The sequence below is a fragment of the Vibrio sp. genome (assembly GCF_984391705.1).
In genome coordinates this window covers 35,351-55,045 of the sequence record NZ_CFHWOM010000024.1, presented here as the reverse complement: position 1 = coordinate 55,045, position 19,695 = coordinate 35,351, and the positions used below count along the sequence as shown (strand labels likewise).

The window sequence follows — 19,695 nt, the reverse complement described above, 5'->3', positions numbered from 1 at the left end:
CTCTATTAATAACAAACATAATTTAACATAATATACATAATGCGCACTGAGCTATGGCTTCATTAGGGCTGCCAATCCACATGGCTAACCCCACGCAAGCTATTGATATGCTGCGTAAATTCAGCCCGTTAAACTTTTTTGCAATGTTTGCCCAAAGCGCCTGTTCTTGTGGCGTCTTCGCTTTATCTGCTGCCAAGCCGATTAAAATCGATTCTTGGTCTTCTCCAATCTGCTCAGCAATCATAAGTGCCAGATTTTCTTTAAGAAATGCTCAGCCTTTTCGAATGTCCGCTAGCATTTGGTTGCTAATCCCTAAATCCGAAGCGACTTGCTTATATTGGATGTAATTCATGTGCTTTAGCATCCAGCGGCTGGATCATGAAGTTTCCACCTTGGTTTAGGCTCCGAGTCTAATAGATTCCATCGTCGACTTTAAAGTCATACTCTTTTAGAGCTCAAAGTCATTAAATCTACAATTCATACCATCAAACATTAATGTGGTTCTGAGATTTAATCTTCTGGGTGCGAACCTTGTACTTTAGACATGGTTTATTTTGTTCAAACCAAATGTAAACTTAGCTACTTGTAGGAGCGCGAATTTACCCTCAAAGGTTTACAATGGAACTTATCTTAAAATCAAGTGTTACAAGGTCACTCGCTTCTAGCTAATAGTCGCTCTATAGATACGTTAACTGTGAGCCACATGTTCTCTACTAATCATGCTTATACATGTGTCCATAAAACTTAGAAAGATGTTTTCAACCAATTTGTGACACTGTAATTTCATTAAACCTAGCTTTAATAGCTCATTAAAACAAGAAAACATTAGTTATAGTGCGTGATATTATGTGTGAATGGTTTGCATAACGACGCTATGCGCGTGATAAGCCGATGCTACCTGGTTGTTTAGCTCTTAGTAAATTCAATGCGTCTGGTGGCATCTGTACATGCGCAAACCAAAATGGTTTGTGTTTGTCTACAAATGCAGAGCTACGATCGAGCATATCAAAAATAGAATATGTCTGTCCCTGTGCTAACGCCGCTCCAAACTCACTTCGTTCTAGTATTGGGCGTTCTTCTAAGTCATCCAACAAAGCGTTTTTAAGGTGCACGGTGTGTGGACTCCACTCTATTTCTTCAATGACTTTACGAGTGATAACTGGCTCAAGATTGACCAGTAGCTTTGGTAACAGGTTTAGGTTGGGAGTAACTTCCGCACATGCGTAATACTGACTTCGCATGTTGTTCTCTCGGTAGTAACGCATTTTCTCTATGAGGGCATCTTCAAACAGCTGAGGAAACTGGTTTACGATTGAGAAGTTCGCCATCGTCCTAAGTACACCTAGTAATATACCCTGCTCCGGATTCTTGACCCCCGCCTGTTCTAGACGTAACCTCGTTACGTTTGCTGTTAGGATCATATGCTGCCAAAGCTTCGGCGCGATACTCTTAGTCAGCGGATTATGCCAACGTAATATAGGTTTAACCATAAGGATCGGCATCAAGAGCTTGCAATTGTCCACTCCTAATGTACCAATCGCAACCTGAGGTTCATTAATTCCGCGCGCCATTTTGCCTAAACGAGCGCAAAACTTAGGATCGTTAACAAGCGTAAGTAAGTTATTCTTTAACTGATTGTCATTTGTAGGAAGTACCGTTAGCTTGCTATAGCTGAGTGATGCAGAGTAAGCAATACTGATGAAATACGAAAAGTCAGGGAAGCGGCCAAACAGCTTTATAGTAGATAAGTTCGTTAAGGTTTCAGTAATAAGCTGCTCGGCATAGTTAGAGACATCCTTCACAACATCACCAAGGATTTTCTGTTTGTCTTCCGCAGCCTGTCGCCTTTCCTGAACGCGATCACTTTCACACTCAAGTAATAGACGCTGGTTGTTTGTGATACGCTCCTCTTCCTTTAAAATTACACTATCACAAAACTCATCTTGACGACTGAGCGTAGAATCTACATCAGACTGATCCAAAATGTACTTTTGGCTAACTAACCACTTGGCATGCCTCTCACGAGTCAGATGATTAACTTTTTGCGCAATTGCAAGTGCTTCACTGTTATATTTTTTATTTGTGACTAACAAAATGAGATTTCGGTTCAATAATCATATTAATAATTTAGCACACATTTTCTGTGCCTATTTATTCAATTGCAATATGTATCCGTAAATATTTTTCTGGCGTACGGTATTTATACTTTTCACCTTTCTTTATTGCGCTTTTGCTAGCCTTGCAAATTTTGTAATCGCCTGACGAAGTCACCTTCACAACAATTGCATACCTCTTTGTATGTTTAAGTTCAACAAAAACATTGCAATAACCAGGTAGGTTCAGATTAGAAACCTTTACTGTCGCTTTCTTTTTGAGCTGTTTAGCTACTGCGTTCCACTCTGAATCATCTTGAGCAAACGAAAGTGTTGAAAAGATAAACAATAGCGCCGTAGAAATATATTTCATATGCCACCTCCAACGTCACTGTAGCAGACGCCGGAAGTGATTCTAGACTGGATAGTTAGGACTCGAATGGGTTTGGTGAAGTTCAGTAATTAACATGTTTGTTAACCACGTTTTTTAGCTCCCTTACTCTTAAAGCCCTGATGAGGAAAGACGTTACGAATTCGCTGTTGCACCTTCTTAGGTACTTGTTTAGAGAAAACAAGCTTTGTGCCTGTACGTTGTTGATATACCTTAAGTTCGCCTGAAAATGGAGCATGTTCAGCAATATCAACAACATTGTGCTTAAAAGTTGGGGGAAAGTGTCCTTTTTCATGAGTAATCTTTCCGTCAGAAAACGTTACCTTCAGCACAGGCCTGTCTACAGCTACTAACCAAAATATAATAATTGCTGCAACTAGAATGACGTAAACCATAGATACTCCTTAGTCGAGTAATTTAGAAAGGTCTTCTTTAAGACTACTCACCGTCTTGCTTGCTTTTTCACTACGTGACGCTTCAGACAACAAGTATTCAATTGCATCCGACAATGTACACCCTAGCTCATTCGCACGATATGACAGTTTTTCCCAAACGCGGTAGTCAAGATCAATCGATTTCTTTTTAGTGTGGATTTGCTCGGCGTTGAAGTGTCTTTTTCGTTTTGCTCGTATCGCTTGTTTAAGCTTGTTATCAAGCTCAAGTGACATATGCGTTTCTATCCACTCCAAAACTTGAGTTGGTTCATGCTCAATCTTACGAAGTTCGTTCACCGCAGCTTCCGCTTCACTTGAATCAATGTGGCGAGTAATCGTTTCTCCTGCTTTCCATTTGTTGATCAAGTAGGTCCACTTCCAACCACATTCTAAGTTTTCAAGTTGCTGATATTTCATGAGTAAGAAAATTCCATTGACGTTCTAGGTGACAGCGTAACCCTAACTACCTTTGGTTACAATCCCCATTGTAATCGAAAAGCGATCCAGATCATCAGATAAAATTATCGGTATCTCATTATTGGCTTTTTCTATATAATTCAGACCATTTTGAGATTAACGAACCAATTAAATGAATCAAGAAAGCTGGTGTTCAGTAACGCCTCAGTACTCACAATTCGATGTGCTATTACAACAATTTAGCGAGCTAAAACCTGTTAGTTTCCTTGAGGTTCAGCCAAGATTACAGCAATCACTTTCTACGTTTTCTCGTATCAAGGGGTTTACACGGGCATTGATCGTTAACTCAATCGATAATTCCTTCTATCGTGAGCTAATTAAACAAGCAGTAGAGGCAGAAAATACCAAAGATCCGGTTTTCGTTACCGAATCACTCTCAGCAGAATCTCTACTGGGGTCTTATCTATGTAATGAAGAAGGTAAAATCATTACCCGTAATCAAGGCCTATTAGATAAAGCCGATGGTGGCTTCCTAATCATTCCTGTAACGTTAATTTTAGCAAACCCATCCAGTTGGCAAGCACTAAAAGCAGTATTGTTAGGACAAAGCTGCTCTCCTGTAAACGCAAATCCGCGTAAAATCGCTATTGAAGCGCCAAACCAGTTTTTTGACGTAAAGGTGATAATTGTTGGAGATCGTCATCAGATATCCGATTTAGAGTATCTCGACGATGAACTCTATGGCGGGTTAGCAATGTACACAGAGATTGAAAACGAGATTGCCTTTAACGAATCTACAGCGGAAAAACTTCTAGGTTTCTTAGCTTGGATTCTTCAAAACTATAAGCTCCCTACTCTGTCTTTCAAAGCGTTACACCGTCTACTTATCGCAGGTGCTCGTTACACCGAAGACCAAGACTACATGCCAATTGAGGTTTTATGGTACCTTGCACTGCTGCAGGAGGCGCTTTTAACGTCTGATAATAAAACCATAGATGCCAAAGATATCGATAATGCTGTAAATAGTAAGTATAACCGTGAATCCTACTTACCTGAACGCGCGCTTGCGGATATTACCGACGGCCAAGTGATTATTGAGACTCAAGGTGAATGCGTTGGCCAAGTTAATGGACTCACTGTAATCGATGTTCCAGGGCACCCAATGTCTTATGGTGAGCCGGCTCGTATCTCGTGCGTCATTCATTTTGGTGACGGTGATATATCGGATGTTGAGCGCAAAGCTGAACTCGGGGGCAACCTGCACGCTAAAGGCATGATGATCATGCAGGCGTTTGTAAGCAGCGCATTACAGTTAGATGAGCCATTACCCTACTCAGCTTCAGTTGTATTTGAACAATCATACAGCGAGGTTGATGGCGACAGTGCAACCTTAGCGGAACTATGTACCTTTGTTAGCGCATTATCCGAAATACCGATTAATCAGCAGATAGCCGTGACTGGTGCTGTCGATCAGTTTGGTCGTGTCCAAGCCGTTGGTGGTTTAAATGAGAAGATTGAGGGCTTTTACCATGTGTGTAAACACCAAGGTCTAACTGGCGAGCAAGGTGTCATTCTACCCAAATCTAACCTCAAACACTTGGCTCTGCATCAAGATGTTGTCGACAGCATTAAACAGGGACAGTTTCATATCTGGTCGGTGTCGACGGTGGATGAAGCAATCCCACTAATCATGGGTAAACCTTTCCGTGGTGACAATGAAGAAAGCGTCATCAACAAAATTGCAGAAAGAATTGAAAATTTTGAAAAACACGAACACCCGCAAGGAATTGTGGAACGCTTCAAAAACTGGTTTAGATAATGTAAATATTCATTAGAATCAGACTGGTTGGAGTTGTTTAGCGTACACGTGTTCACTAAGATGCGGCTATCAAATATTGGAGTCATTGATAATGCAAAACAAACGTGAATCATATAACCGTGAAGATCTTCTAGCATCAAGCCAAGGTGAGCTTTTTGGTCCTGGTTACCCTCAACTACCTGCGCCAAACATGCTGATGATGGATCGCATCACTAAGATGTCTGAAACTGAAGGCGATTTTGGTAAAGGTCTTATCCTAGCGGAATTAGATATCACTCCTGATCTTTGGTTCTTTGACTGCCACTTCCCAGGTGACCCGGTAATGCCTGGCTGTTTAGGTCTTGATGCAATGTGGCAACTTGTGGGCTTTTTCCTTGGTTGGGTTGGTGGCAAAGGTAAAGGCCGTGCTTTAGGTGTTGGCGAAGTTAAGTTTACTGGCCAAATCCTACCTACTGCGAAAAAAGTAACTTACGAGATCCACATGAAGCGCGTAGTAAACCGTAAACTGGTTATGGGCCTAGCGGATGGTCGTGTGCTTGTAGATGGTAAAGAAATCTACGTAGCAAAAGACCTTAAAGTTGGTCTTTTCCAAGACACATCAGCATTTTAATATAGATTTTCAAAAAGCGACTCATTTGAGTCGCTTTTTTTAACCCAAAACATTTAGTTATAGTGCATTATGTTTTAGTAATACTAGTTTCTCGGGGCGATAAAAACGGTTAAAGCCCCTTTCGGGGCTTTATTCCTATACTGTATGTGGATTTGAGTCGTTATTTGTAGAGACCAGATTGTTTATCTTCTCTGGCATCGCGCCAACCACCAAGCCAATAGGATCGAGCATCCATCTGCTGGTATGGACAAGCGTCCATAGAACGGCCATTTAGGCCTGCCTTGTAACCTTGAGATTGCGCTCTTTCCATGCGGTCACGCTTTTGTCTCTTCATAGTGTCGTCCTCATACAAGAAAGTGTTTCTAACGTACTACTATTAAACTAGTGTGGAGCTTTTATGACTCCACAATTAAGAATCGATCAAAACGGCCCTATTCTCAAGATATAAAAAAGGCACAGATCCAAAAATGTGAACCTGTGCCCTAGATTAAAAAATGAGCTATTTTCTACGGAACCCTAGAAGACCTAGAACTGTCAGAGCAAAAATACCAAAGCCCGCACCTTGTCGTTCTACTTTAGTAGTTTCACGAGGACGAGATTGGATGTCGCCAGTCGTAGCTCCATTAACAGGTACTAGTTTAACCGCCACTAAAGAAGCTCCCGCACTACAAGATGCATCAATCGCTGATGAATCAAATCCACCAGCACAGTAATATGCAGTACCAGCAATGACACCAGCATCGTTAATATCTGTAGCATCAATAACACGATAAGCATTGTTTGAAGCAATGCCGTAAGTTAGATCATCGATATACCAAGACTTGTTGCCCAAAGGTGCTTTTGCATCGTCAGACGATAACGGTGAAATAAATGCGCGTTTAGATCTCGGTTTTCCGCCATTTGACTCTTGGTGACGTTCGAAATCAATTTGGCCAACTACTTCACTATTGTTGTTAATTGCCCCCGCTAAGCCATTTGCACTAGCGAAGAAAATATCACCCGAGAAACTAGATCCACCCAGAGAACTTTTAGTTACGTCACCAACGTAGAAAAGTCGATTTGCGTATGCGCCATCGATAGGATTTCTGTACTTCACAGTACCTATTGCCACCCCTTTATCATTAACAGACGTTAATAATGAGTTGAGGTACTTTTCATCGTCGTTATAAGTGCCGACATAAGTTTTGGATACTGAAGTGCCGTTAATTTTAAACACGGCAGCAACAGGAATCTCATCACTATTCGCATCATAGCCAACAGCATATACTCCCGGAGTTTCTGCGTCGGTTACATCTGCGACATCACGCGCGCTACCTTGAGGAATTGAACGACTGCTAACACTACCACCAGATGCGATTAAAGTTTGTGTCGCGCCACCACTTGTCCAGATCGCAGCTTGAGAGCGGAAATCATTGGCTTCGCTTGTTGCGAAAGACACACTACCTACGTATAGATCTTGGTTTGGCAGCTTAGAGAACACCTTAGCTTGAACACCGGTGTCAACGACTGTCACATCCGCAAAAGGTTGTGTACGCTCTTTTAAGCTGTCGCCATAATATGTACCGATAGCGGAGTCTGTTGCAGGATCTATAATTTGATTGATTACAACGTTGTCTTTATCGCTTTGGATTTGTGTCCCTTCGATAAAAGCTAGAGAGTTGTTCAACGAACCTTCTGTAGCATAGCCACTTGAGTACTGTCTGCTCGCCCATTTCTTACATAGATCCGACGAGTAACCTAAATAATTATCACAATACTTACGGAAACCGTCGTAGCCATCTTCGAGGTACTCGTAACCATTCTCTAGTAGGAATGGCGCTTCATTACGGTAATTGAAACCTTCAGGGTTTTGCTTTTCTTCAAAGCCGATTTTATGTTCGCCCTCATGAACAATATCAATATTACAATTAATACCAGGATTAGTTGGATCATCAATATCAGTCCAACAATCACTAGAGGAGCTCTGGATGACAGAACCAAACGTTTCACCATCATTAGCTGGCTGATAGGCGTGGATCTGATAAATCGCGGCGCTTGCGCTAAATGATGCGGCAACCGTCGCCGCAACCATTGAAATCTTAAAAATCTTACTACTCATTAGACGTTAACTTTCCTGTTGCATTGCTTCGAGCTCTTCCCAGCGCTCAAAAGCAACTTCAAGCTCCTGCTCGGTGGCAGTTAGCTTATCTAAAATTGGTTGTGTCTGCTCTACTGGTTTTGAGAAAAACTCAGGATTGTTCACCTGCTCTTGCAAACTTTCAATCTCAGCTTCTAACTCTTCAAGCTTGGCCGGTAATGCCTCTAACTCTCTCTGCAGTTTATAAGATAACTTCTTTGGCTTATTCTTAACAGATGCAGTTTTGGGAGTTTCCTCAAGCTGTTTTTCCGTTTTCGTTGGTTTTTCAACCGTACGCTGGATATGCGCTTGGGCTCTTTGCTGCTGAGCGTCGTGGTAACCACCAACAAACTCCTCGATAATACCGTCACCTTCAAAGATCCAGCTCGTGGTCACCGTATTATCGACAAATTGGCGGTCGTGGCTAACTAATAGAAGCGTACCCTGATAATTGGCAAGTAAATCTTCTAAAAGTTCCAAAGTTTCAATATCTAAATCGTTGGTTGGTTCGTCAAGCACCAACAAATTGTTAGAACGCAGGAAAATACGCGCTAGAAGTAGACGGTTCTTTTCACCACCGGAAAGCGCTTTAACAGGTGTACGCGCACGCTTAGGTGCGAATAAAAAGTCTTGAAGGTAACTAAGAGCATGTCGCTGGCGCCCTCCGACCATCACTTCTTGTTTCCCATCAGCAAGGTTATCTATCACTGACTTTTCAGGGTCAAGAACCTCTCGGTATTGGTCAAAGTAAGCGACTTCTAATTTCGTACCACAGTGCAAACGACCGCTTTGAGGTTCAAGCTCATCAAGAAGTAACTTAAGTAATGTACTCTTACCACAACCGTTTGGCCCAATCAGAGCAATACGATCTCCGCGCATAATATTGAACGAGAAATCTTTAACGATGGTTTTGCCTTCGATTGCATAGTTGATGTTTTTCGCTTCAAAGACAATTTTCCCAGAACGAGCAGCATCATCAATTTGAATGTTTGCTTTACCTTGCACGTCTCTACGATTAGAGCGTTCTTCACGTAGCTTTTTCAACGCCCTTACACGCCCTTCATTACGAGTACGGCGAGCTTTAATGCCTTGTCTAATCCAAACTTCTTCTTGAGCAAGCTTTTTATCAAACTCAGCATTTTGCATCTCTTCTACACGAAGCATCTCTTCTTTTTCGATGAGGTAGTTATCGTAGTTGCCAGGGAAAGACGCAAGCTTTCCGCGATCCAGATCAACGATACGCGTCGCCATTGATTTAATAAATGCGCGGTCGTGAGAGATGAAGATAATGGAACCACGGAAGTCTCTGAGAAAATTTTCCAACCATTCAATTGTTGTAACATCTAGGTGGTTAGTTGGCTCATCGAGTAGTAACACATCGGGATCGCAAACTAAAGCACGAGCAAGTGCAGCCTTACGTTGCCAACCACCGGACAGGTCCGTTAGCTTTGTATGTCCATCAAGTTTAAGTGCAGTAAGAACATTCTTAATACGGTCCTCAAAGCGCCACGCACCTGAATGCTCGAGTTGCTCTTGGATACGAGCTAGCTTATTGATGTTCTGTTCAGAAGGGTCTGTCGCGATGAGATCTAGCTGATCTTGGTAGATCTTAAGTTGCTCACCAACTTCAGCTAAACCACCAGCAACGTAATCGAGAACTGTCCCTTCCTGGTTCCTTGGTGGATCTTGCTCTAGACGCGAAACAACGACATCTTGAGTAACAGTAAGTTTACCGTCATCCAGCAGAACTTCACCTGCTAACACTTTCATTAACGTCGATTTACCGGCACCGTTTCGGCCAACTAAACAGACACGTTCATTTTCTTGCAGCGCAAAATCTGCATGATCAAGTAAAGGGTGATCACCGTATGCCAGCAATCCATTATTGATGGTGAGTAATGCCATTATTATCTAACCAAATTTGTAATTCTTGTAAATCAAAGGGCCAGTTGATTTCACTTCCTTCGAAGTTCAGCACTGGTATGGTGACACCGTAACGAGAAAACAGTTCATCATCGAAAGCAATGTCTACAATTCGGACTTGGTCCGCAACACCAGCTTGCTGGCATAATTCAAATGCCATCTCACAAAGATGGCACCCTTCTGTACTATATAAAGTGATCACGAAACCTACTTATTCCTTGTGGGTTAAGATCCAACAGTTGTGAATGTGTTTATTGCGCGAAAAATCAAGAGGAAGCGTTTGATTAGAAATATTCTTCGCCTCTAAGCCTAACTCTTGTAGCCCTTCCATATCCATTTTGAAATGACGCTTGTTGTTTGAGAATACAATAGTTCCACCAGCTCGTAGAAGGCGTTTAAGGTTCTTCATCAGCTGGATATGATCTCGTTGGACATCAAATGACTGCTCCATTCGCTTAGAGTTAGAGAAAGTCGGTGGATCAATAAAAATAAGATCAAACTGTTCTGAACAGTTCTCTAACCACTGTAAGCAGTCTGCTTGCTCGTAGCGATGCTGACGACCGATTTGACCGTTAAGTTTCATGTTGTCTTTCGCCCACTCAAGGTAAGTCTTAGACATATCAACAGTCGTCGTTGATTTAGCACCACCGCAAGCTGCATGGACAGTACCCGAACCTGTGTAAGCAAAGAGGTTTAGGAAATCTTTCCCTTGTGCCATTTCTCCAAGCTTGCGACGGGTAATCTTATGATCTAGGAAAAGACCAGTGTCTAGGTAATCATGAAGATTGACCAACAGATTTACGCCATATTCGTTAACCTGCATGGTTTCAGACTCTTGAGATAGTTTCTGGTACTGAGAACGACCCTTTTGCTTTTCACGGACTTTTAGTACCACTTTATTTGCATCTGTACCTGTCACTTGAATAGCTGCGCGAATGATGTCTGTTAATCGACGCTTCGCTTTCTCTTCAGGGATGTTTTTCGGCGCTGCGTATTCTTGAATAACAAGGTGATCGAGGTAAACATCAATCGCCACGTTGTATTCTGGCAAGTCCGCATCATAAATACGATAACAATCAAGTTTCTCTTTACGCGCCCATTTGCCGATCTTACCTATATTCTTCTTCAGGCGATTTGAAAAGTCAGGCGCAACAATAGATTCAGTGACATTGTCACCTTTAGCCTCGACTGGGCGTTCAGAAATTGAATAATTTTTTTGGTGACAAGGTAACGCACCGTTATTCAACTTAAACTGTTTGTCCGCTCGCATACGAAGACAGCTTAATAACTCATCAGAACTCGAGAAGATTGAAGCTTGGCAACCACCGAAATGAGCTTTCAATTGAGCACCGAAGGCAGTGTATAAAGCGATCAAACCAGGGTGAGTACCAAGACGCTCACCATAAGGAGGGTTAGAGACGATCACTCCCTGCTCAAACCCAGCAGGACGAGTAACTTTAGCAGCATCACCTTCATTGAACTCAATCAGTGACTCTACACCTGCGCGACGCGCGTTATCTTTTGCTGTTTTAATTACGCGAGCATCGTTATCGAAGCCATAAAACTTAGCGTCAACTTTTTTGACACCTCTGCGAGCTTGTACTGATGCTTCAGATTTAATTTCTGCCCACAACTCAGGTTCAAAATCTTCTAACGATTCAAAGCCCCACTTTTTGCGGTTAACGCCAGGTGCCATATTTGCAGCCATCATAGCCGCTTCAATCAGCAAAGTACCGGAACCACACATAGGGTCTAGCATCGACTTAGTTTCATCCCACCCACTACGGAGAATAATGGCAGCAGCAAGTGTCTCACGTAGTGGAGCTCGACCAGACTCTGGGCGGTAACCGCGCTGGTGAAGACCGCCACCAACCATATCAATACCTAATAGAGCTTTGTCTTTATGTAGGCGAACATGAATTCGAAGATCTGCACGATCCTTACTGATCGACGGTCTTGGAAGGTTCTTCTTCTCATAACAGTCCACTACAGCATCTTTTACTTTCATTGCGCCGTATTGGCTATTGCGAATTTCTCGGTTAGTACCATTAAAATCGACAACAAACTTCTTCGAACTATGGAAATGATTAACCCAGTTAACCGAAGAAGTCGCAAGATACAGATCCATATCGTCGTTACATGTGAACTCAGATAGAACGCGAACAAAGCGTGATGCCAAACGACTCCAGAGACAGCAGCGATAAATCTGCTCATTAGATGCTTTAAAACGAACGCCTGCTTGAACAGGTTTCGCGTCGTTTATCCCTAGCTTTGTTAACTCTTCTACTAACAGGTTCTCCAAACCATTGGATGTAACCGCAAGATATTGATGCATAGTGAACTTTTATTCTGTTGAAAATGACCCCTCATTATACCTGACAACGCAACAACATCGTTAATCCAAATAGAGTTATTAACCATTTAACGAACCGTCTGTCGGTTTATTAGCCAAATATCCATTCTGTTAGTGGCTTACAGAGCATTCAACAAACCAAACCGTTATTACCGACTTTATTGGCCAGCAAGGAAAGTGAATACTTATTTACACTCAAATTGGTATATACCAGAGATGCGTTATTATGTAATTTAGTTACCAAACAAGGGTAAAATGGGGAATTTAAGTGTCTTTCAGGTGTGGGAAGGCATTAATTAGAGGGGAAACAAGAGTAAATTATTGTGTGAAAACCGAACTATTCTCACATTAGAACACTGGTTTCGCTTAAGGCTGTGAAGGAAGATTAGGGATTTTGAGCAAAAAAAATCGGCCAGAAGGCCGATGGGAAACTATAAAGGAACGAAAAATTTAGCCAACCATTGCAATTGGTTGAGCTTGAAACTGGTGGTTAATTAGCATCATACGGTCATGCATCACTTTTATAGCCTGACCAAAGCATAGTGCCTTTATACCGTTCAACTGGAACGCTTCAAGTGACACAGATGCACACAAGCTAGCGCACTCCCCGACTTCTAAAACAATAAAAGTGCTCTCGCCAGTCGAAGTGGCTAGTTGAACAAAATCTCCCTCTTCTAGCTCGAAATCACCATTCGAAAGTGATTCAAAGAACCAGCTCTTGGGTTGAACTGGCTTGTGGAAGCGCTTCGCTGCCACACAATAGAGTGCCAATTCAGCTTGACGAGGCTCCGATAGCCCCAATAATGCTATTTGTTCTTTATAAGTTTGATATGCCGATGCATCATCAACTGAAAATTCATTAATACCAATCGCACAATCGACGATTAGTTTGCGAGGAAGATTGGTCTTGAAAAGCATACCTTCACCCAAGTCGAGCATCAGGTGCCCTTCTGAGTCATCGTAGTACCAAGTCCATTTGTCACTGGGTTTAAGCATCGTTCCAATCTCTATTTAGTTTGAATGTAGGTAAAACGCTTAATTACCTTTCCAAGCAATAATCTGAATTCTATTCGCTGTTCCAATAAAAAAAAGAGGAAATGAAAACTCATTTCCTCTTCGAATATGTCAATTTTGAGTGTGATTATTTAATGTGACAATGTCACGATAATCAACACCTTATATATGGTCTTTATAGGTTTTTAACGATGTCTTTCACTAAACCTGGACCATGGTAAATGAAACCAGAATAGACCTGTACTAGTTGAGCACCAGCCATCATCTTCTCTTTCGCAGCTACATAAGAGTCAACACCACCTACCCCGATAACTGGGATCTGCTCACCAAGCTCCTCGTGCAAGCGACGAACAACTTCAGTACTACGAGACTGTACAGGACGACCACTTAAACCGCCCGCTTCATTAGCATGCTTCATCCCTTCAACGACGGTTCTGTCTAAAGTAGTGTTAGTCGCAATAACCGCATCAATCTTGTTCTTTAATAGTGATTCGCAGATCTGTTTGATCTCATCATCACTTAGATCCGGAGCGATCTTTAGAGCAAGCGGTACATACTTACCATGTTTCTCTTCAAGCTCTGCTTGTTTTTCTTTTAACTCAGCAAGAAGCTCATCTAACGCTTCACCATATTGAAGAGAACGAAGTCCTGGCGTGTTTGGAGAAGAAATATTAACCGCAATGTAGCCCGCGTATTCATAGACCTTTTCCATACAGATTAAGTAATCTTCTGCACCCTTTTCAATTGGCGTATCTTTGTTTTTTCCGATGTTAATACCCAGTACACATGAGTACTTTGAATTTTTAACATTCTCAACCAAATTATCAACGCCTAAGTTGTTAAAGCCCATACGGTTGATAATGCCTTCCGCTTCAACTAGACGGAACAAACGCGGCTTATCGTTACCTGATTGTGGTCGAGGTGTCACTGTACCGACTTCAACAAAGCCAAAGCCCATTGCGTCAAAAGCTTCAATACACTCACCATTTTTATCCAAACCAGCCGCTAATCCCACTGGGTTACGGAAAGTCAGTCCCATACATTCGACTGGGCGATGAGGTAATTGTTGGCGATAAAGAAGATCGACAGGAGTACCGGTGAAACGTTTGAAGTTTTGAATTGCTAGATCATGTGCCTTTTCGGCATCAAGTTGGAAAAAGCCAGCTCTGGCTAGACGGTAAAGCATTGTGCCTCCGAAAGAAAAAAGCCCCGTGTAAACGGGGCTGTATTATTAAGGGTTTTACCGAATAATTCAATTAATTATGGCAAACGTTTACTCATTTGCTGAACAATTCAAGTTTAGCAGCATAAGTTCACGCAACGCGACCGAGAATTTAGCGAACTCATGCACTGAACCAATCTTGAATTCATTCAAAATATTCTCCCAACGATGCAGTGACGTTTCATTGGTTGAGATCCAATCATCAAGCGCCTTCATCACATCAAGATCTTCTGGCGCGCAACTACAACTTAGCACTTGGCCAGTAAGTTGGCGTTGTTGCCAATCGAGATCTTCTCGGAAAGCAGCTCTTGCTAGCGCTTGCCAGTGGTTGTCTACCGCCTGCGTATTGATTTGTTTTAAGAACCAATGCAGTGATAAACGATCGCCTAAGTTATAGTACAGTTTAGCGCTCTGCTCGATAGATTTGCCCTTTTCACGAGACACTGTGGATATATCCAGTACTGAGTACAGACTTGATAAACGAGATACGTAGCTAGCAAGTTCAGGAGTAATCCCCTGGTCAATCCAAGCTTTCGCCATTTCGTTATGTTCTTCAACCTCTGCAGGCACTAGCATGTCATCGAGATTTGCCTTAATCACTTCTACATCTGATTGGTAAAGATCAATTAACGCCTTAACGCATTGACGACCATTACGATTACGAAGCAACCAACGAGACAAACGACGCAGTGTACGACGAACATAGAACATCATGTCGTATTGAGCTTCAGTTGTTGCTTGGTTATCTAAAGAACGAAGCTCTTCAAATACTTTACCTAAACCAAAGATCTCGCGAGAAGCAACATACGCATTGGCAATATCAACCACATGTGCACCTGTCTCCTCTTGCAGGCGAGTCACGAAGTTACAACCCATCTCGTTAACCATTTGGTTAGCGAGTGCTGTAGCAATAATTTCAGCACGCAGTGGGTGGTTATCCATCTGCGATGAGTAGTTACGGCGTAACTCTGTTGGGAAGTACTGAGTTAGTTGCTGCGCATGGAAGTCATCGTTAGAAATGTCTTCGTGTACCAACTCTTCCTTTAGAACCATCTTGCCGTAAGCAACAAGCACTGATAACTCTGGACGAGTCAACGCCATACCTTGTTTTTCACGCTCAATAAGTGTTTCATCATCTGGAATGTATTCTAGAGCTCGATCTAAATGACCTGCTTTTTCCATCGTATGAATAAAGCGGATCTGCTCTTTCACCAAAGATGTACCTTGCTGCTCAGTCACAGAAATGGATTCAGATTGGCAGTAAGCGTCATCAAGAACGATCTCACCTACTTCATCTTCCATTGATTCTAAGATCTGATTGCGCTGCTTAACGGTAAGATCGCCATTTGCTACTAAGCCATTTAGGAAGATCTTAATGTTGACCTCATTGTCTGAACAATCCACACCACCCACGTTATCAACAAAGTCGGTGTTAACTCGGCCACCAGTCAGGGCGTATTCAACACGACCTAACTGAGTCATACCTAAGTTACCACCCTCACCAACAACTTTGGCGCGAAGCTCACGACCATCAATACGAAGAACATCGTTAGCGCGGTCACCAACATCAGTATGTGTTTCAGATGAAGACTTCACATATGTACCGATACCACCATTCCAAAGAAGATCAACTTCCATTTTCAGGATCATTTTAATCAGATCATTCGGTGCCAGTGACGCTTTCTTTGTGCCTAGCATATTCTGAATTTCTGGAGTCAGGGAGATAGATTTAGCTCGGCGAGAGAAGATACCACCGCCTTGAGAAATCAGCTCAGCGTTATAATCTTCCCAACTTGAACGAGGCAAATTAAATAAACGATTACGCTCCTCCCAACCTGACGCAGAGTCTGGATTTGGGTCAATGAAGATGTGCATATGGTTGAAAGCTGCTTGTAAGCGAATATGCTTAGACAAAAGCATACCATTACCAAATACGTCACCCGCCATGTCACCAACCCCAATTGCAGTGAAGTCGGTCGTTTGACAATCAATCCCCATTTCACGGAAGTGACGCTTCACAGACTCCCAGCCACCTTTCGCGGTGATACCCATTGCTTTGTGGTCATAGCCATTAGAACCACCAGAAGCAAACGCATCGCCAAGCCAGAAGTTGTACTCTTCAGATACAGAGTTTGCTAGATCTGAGAATGTTGCCGTACCTTTATCGGCTGCAACAACCAAGTACGGATCGTCTTCGTCATGGCGAACAACACTCTTAGGTGGGATAACTTCCCCCTCAATGATGTTATCGGAAACATCAAGTAGCGCCCGAATGAAGCGCTTGTAACAACGTTGACCTTCAGCGAAGATCTCATCACGGCCACTAAAGTTGTGCTGGCGTTTACAAACGAAACCACCTTTCGCACCGACAGGAACGATTACCGTGTTCTTAACTTGCTGCGCTTTTACTAGACCAAGGATTTCTGTACGGAAATCTTCTTGACGATCTGACCAACGCAGACCTCCACGTGCTACCTTACCACCACGTAGGTGTACACCTTCAATATCCGGTGCGTAGACAAAGATTTCAAATGCAGGCACTGGTTGCGGAATCTCAGGGATTTCGCTCGGCTTCATCTTAAGTGACAACCACGGTTTTGGTAGCTTGTTACTGTCTAGCTGATAGTAGTTAGTTCGCAGCGTTGCAGAGATCATTTCTACGTAACGACGAATAATTCGGTCATCATCCAAGCTTTCAACATGATCAAGTTGTTCAGTGATCTTCTTAACGAGATCAGCTTGGCCCTTCTGGCTACCTTTGAACTTAGGATCAAAGCGTTTAGCAAACAGACCCACCAGCGCTTTAGCCAAATCAGGATAATGACTAAGTGTGTCTTCGATATATTGTTGACTGAATGGGAAACCAACTTGACGCATGTATCGCGCATATGCACGTAGAATTGAAATCTCGCGACCTGTTAATGATGCGCCAAGAACCAATCGGTTAAAGCCATCACTTTCCAAATCACCAGCCCAAATTGCTGCGAATGCTTGTTGGAAACGATCTCTTGCTTCACGAAGATCTACCGTTTTCTCACTCTTATGTAGCATCGAGAAATCAAGGATCCAATACACTTGGCCGTTGGCTTTGCGTACTTCATAAGGTGACTCACCAATCACACGTAGACCTAAGTTTTCCAGCATAGGCATGACGTCAGAAAGGTGAATTGGCTCATCACGATGATAGAGCTTCAAACGTACCGCTTTTGAATCAGCGCCTAGCTCTTGAGGACGGTAGAACAACATCCCCAGTTTATGGTCGTCGCTTAGCGCTTCTAATCGTTCAATATCAGCGACTGCAGATCCAGGCATGACATCTTCTTTGTATGAACGAGGGAAAGCTCGGTTGTACTCTTTCGACAACGGCAAGCCTTTGCTTTCACCGAAGTTTGCTACGATCGCACCAGAGAGACGATCATCCCAAGTTGAAGATGCTTCCATTAAGTTTTGCTCAATCGTTTTAACGTTAATATCTGAATTATTATTGTCAACACGCACGATATAATGCGTTCTAGCTAATGGGCTTTCAGAGAAGAAAGTCGTGAATTCTACTTCTTTATCACAGCCAAAATACTGCTTTAAAATACGTTGGGTTGTACGGCGTAACTCAGTGTTGTAACGATCTTTTGTTACGTAAACCATACAACTAAAGAAGCGACCAAACGGGTCTTTACGAACAAACAGACGCAACATATCGCGGTCTTGCATCTGCACAACACCCATTCCCACCTCTAGTAGCTCTTCTTCTTTTGCTTGAAGAAGTTCATCACGTGGGTAGTTTTCTAAAATGTTATGCAGTGCTTTGTATGAATACGATCCTTCACGGTAGCTACTTGCTTCAAGAATACGTTCGACCTTTTCTTGAATTAGCGGAATGCTCTCAACGCTTTGGTTGTATACGGCTGAGGTGTAAAGACCAGTAAAACGGTGCTCACCAATGACTTTTCCATTTTTATCAAACTTCTTGATACCAATGTAATCGGTATAAGCAGGTCTATGGATACGTGAAGGTGTGTTGCCTTTGGTCAAGATGAGTAAGAATGGCTTCTTCGCTTCAAGTCTTGCTGAGTCAGGGAAGTCAGATAACTTAACGCTTCGCACACGATCACGATTGGCAAATAAACCCAGCCCTTTATCCGGTGTTGGACGTAGTTCAGTATCACCATCCACAGACACAAGATCATATTCCTTGTAACCCATGAAAGTGAAATTATGACGACCTAGCCAACGTAAGAAGTTGATCGTTTCATCATAACGATCGCGCTCGACTTTCACTGTATCTTGCTGCGCTTCAACCTGATTCGTTACTTCTTCAAGTTTTTCAACCATCAGTAACCAGTCTTGAACAACAAGGCCTGTATCTTTCAAAATACTGAGTAGCTCCGCTTTTAAAGAAGTCATCGCTTCTTTGTCACTTAGGCGGTCGACTTCAATGTGGAAAAGTGATTGAAGTACTCCTTCACCTTCATTAATGCCCGTAATCTCACCTTTGTCATTTCGCGCAACTTGAGTGGGACCATGTAACATCAGGTGAGAAGCTAAGTCGAGACGACTGAGTGCCATTTTAATCGAATCAACCAAGAAAGGACTGTCTTGGACGACGATTTCAACAATAGTGTGTGTCGACTGCCAGCCCTGACGGCTAACGGTTGGGTTAAAGACGCGAACCGAAACATCTTCTGCACTCTTTTCGCTGATGTGGTGCCAAAGGCTTACCACTGCACCGTAAAGGTCAGATTCATTACGTTCGACTAAATCGTCCTGTGAAATATTGCTAAATAAATGTTGAGCAAGTTGAGTGACTAAAGGTTGATGAGCAAGCTCGAGTTTGTCTTGAATTAGTTGGTAGACTTTTTCAAGCAGAACCGGCATCAGTGTTTCACGCGCGGTCATAATCACACTCCACTATTATAGAATTGTATGTTTTTGTAGGGATGTTGTAAGCATAGTGCTTAACACGGGTAATGCCGCTTTATTGTAAAAGCTTTATTGATAAATAGTTAATTCTTTTAGGAGTGGTAAGAGGTGAAATGTTTGAGAATGTGATTAAGGTTCATTTAAACCACTATAAAATCAGTCGCTCACAGAACTTCCAACTTGAGAAACTTATTATTTTGGTCAGTTGTTAAACGAAAGCGCCCTTTAACGCCGATTTGATTAAGAAAAGGCCTGAACCTAGTTGCTGGTAATTGTAAACGTAAGCCATTGTCTGTCACCACTAAAATACTACTTGCAGCACCATTGTAGTGGGAAAGAAAAGTTTGATAAGAAATGTTGAGAGAGAAATAGTAGTAGTTCATGGT

Annotated in this window: 15 protein-coding genes and 1 pseudogene; 2 read left to right on the top strand and 14 right to left on the bottom strand. The window is 42.4% G+C overall.

Annotated features, from left to right (window positions below; genetic code table 11):
* Window positions 1–22: 22 nt before the first annotated feature.
* The 5 genes and pseudogenes from AC4MRV_RS13315 to matP form a co-directional block, all read right to left on the bottom strand.
* Window positions 23–364 (bottom strand): annotated as a pseudogene (locus tag AC4MRV_RS13315) (DUF3693 domain-containing protein).
* A gap of 508 nt (window positions 365–872) precedes the next feature.
* Window positions 873–2,093 carry an HDOD domain-containing protein gene (locus AC4MRV_RS13310; protein ID WP_491187817.1) on the bottom strand — a complete coding sequence of 407 codons (1,221 nt, stop codon included), beginning with the start codon at window positions 2,091–2,093 and terminating at the stop codon, window positions 873–875.
* Window positions 2,094–2,151: 58 nt separating this feature from the next.
* Window positions 2,152–2,466 (bottom strand): hypothetical protein, encoded by a 315-nt coding sequence (locus tag AC4MRV_RS13305; protein ID WP_491187816.1) that lies wholly within the window; start codon window positions 2,464–2,466, stop codon window positions 2,152–2,154.
* A gap of 101 nt (window positions 2,467–2,567) precedes the next feature.
* Window positions 2,568–2,879, bottom strand: a complete 312-nt coding sequence (locus AC4MRV_RS13300; protein WP_491187815.1) for a DUF3634 family protein — start codon at window positions 2,877–2,879, stop codon at window positions 2,568–2,570.
* A 9-nt stretch (window positions 2,880–2,888) separates the two neighbouring features.
* Window positions 2,889–3,335 (bottom strand): macrodomain Ter protein MatP, encoded by a 447-nt coding sequence (matP, locus tag AC4MRV_RS13295; protein ID WP_491187814.1) that lies wholly within the window; start codon window positions 3,333–3,335, stop codon window positions 2,889–2,891.
* Window positions 3,336–3,507: 172 nt separating this feature from the next.
* Here matP and AC4MRV_RS13290 point away from each other — a divergent pair, with 172 nt between their 5' ends.
* Both AC4MRV_RS13290 and fabA read left to right on the top strand, forming a co-directional pair.
* Complete coding sequence (locus tag AC4MRV_RS13290) at window positions 3,508–5,154, top strand: AAA family ATPase (RefSeq protein ID WP_491187813.1); 1,647 nt, start codon at window positions 3,508–3,510, stop codon at window positions 5,152–5,154.
* Window positions 5,155–5,245: 91 nt separating this feature from the next.
* Window positions 5,246–5,764: a bifunctional 3-hydroxydecanoyl-ACP dehydratase/trans-2-decenoyl-ACP isomerase gene (gene fabA, locus AC4MRV_RS13285; RefSeq protein WP_038141483.1), complete on the top strand. Its 519-nt coding sequence runs from the start codon at window positions 5,246–5,248 to the stop codon at window positions 5,762–5,764.
* A 160-nt stretch (window positions 5,765–5,924) separates the two neighbouring features.
* Here fabA and rmf read toward each other — a convergent pair whose 3' ends face one another.
* The 9 genes from rmf to AC4MRV_RS13240 all read right to left on the bottom strand — a co-directional run bounded on the left by rmf (window position 5,925) and on the right by AC4MRV_RS13240 (window position 19,692).
* On the bottom strand, window positions 5,925–6,098 hold the full coding sequence (gene rmf, locus AC4MRV_RS13280; protein ID WP_008078149.1) for a ribosome modulation factor: 174 nt from the start codon (window positions 6,096–6,098) through the stop codon (window positions 5,925–5,927).
* 165 nt (window positions 6,099–6,263) lie between these two features.
* Window positions 6,264–7,862: a DUF3466 family protein gene (locus AC4MRV_RS13275; RefSeq protein ID WP_491187812.1), complete on the bottom strand. Its 1,599-nt coding sequence runs from the start codon at window positions 7,860–7,862 to the stop codon at window positions 6,264–6,266.
* A gap of 6 nt (window positions 7,863–7,868) precedes the next feature.
* Window positions 7,869–9,785 carry an ABC transporter ATP-binding protein gene (locus AC4MRV_RS13270; RefSeq protein ID WP_491187811.1) on the bottom strand — a complete coding sequence of 639 codons (1,917 nt, stop codon included), beginning with the start codon at window positions 9,783–9,785 and terminating at the stop codon, window positions 7,869–7,871.
* Window positions 9,763–10,005 carry a glutaredoxin family protein gene (locus AC4MRV_RS13265; protein WP_491187810.1) on the bottom strand — a complete coding sequence of 81 codons (243 nt, stop codon included), beginning with the start codon at window positions 10,003–10,005 and terminating at the stop codon, window positions 9,763–9,765. Before AC4MRV_RS13265 ends, AC4MRV_RS13270 begins: the two co-directional genes overlap by 23 nt.
* Before the next feature lie 9 nt (window positions 10,006–10,014).
* Window positions 10,015–12,138 (bottom strand): bifunctional 23S rRNA (guanine(2069)-N(7))-methyltransferase RlmK/23S rRNA (guanine(2445)-N(2))-methyltransferase RlmL, encoded by a 2,124-nt coding sequence (gene rlmKL, locus AC4MRV_RS13260; protein WP_491187809.1) that lies wholly within the window; start codon window positions 12,136–12,138, stop codon window positions 10,015–10,017.
* Between the two features lie 468 nt (window positions 12,139–12,606).
* Complete coding sequence (locus tag AC4MRV_RS13255) at window positions 12,607–13,152, bottom strand: cell division protein ZapC (RefSeq protein ID WP_491187808.1); 546 nt, start codon at window positions 13,150–13,152, stop codon at window positions 12,607–12,609.
* A gap of 193 nt (window positions 13,153–13,345) precedes the next feature.
* Complete coding sequence (gene pyrD, locus AC4MRV_RS13250) at window positions 13,346–14,356, bottom strand: quinone-dependent dihydroorotate dehydrogenase (RefSeq protein WP_491187807.1); 1,011 nt, start codon at window positions 14,354–14,356, stop codon at window positions 13,346–13,348.
* 87 nt (window positions 14,357–14,443) lie between these two features.
* Window positions 14,444–19,285: an NAD-glutamate dehydrogenase gene (locus AC4MRV_RS13245; RefSeq protein ID WP_491187806.1), complete on the bottom strand. Its 4,842-nt coding sequence runs from the start codon at window positions 19,283–19,285 to the stop codon at window positions 14,444–14,446.
* 188 nt (window positions 19,286–19,473) lie between these two features.
* A complete protein-coding gene (locus AC4MRV_RS13240; RefSeq protein WP_491187805.1) occupies window positions 19,474–19,692 on the bottom strand; it encodes a DUF2835 domain-containing protein in 219 nt (72 codons plus the stop codon).
* Window positions 19,693–19,695 lie beyond the last annotated feature (3 nt).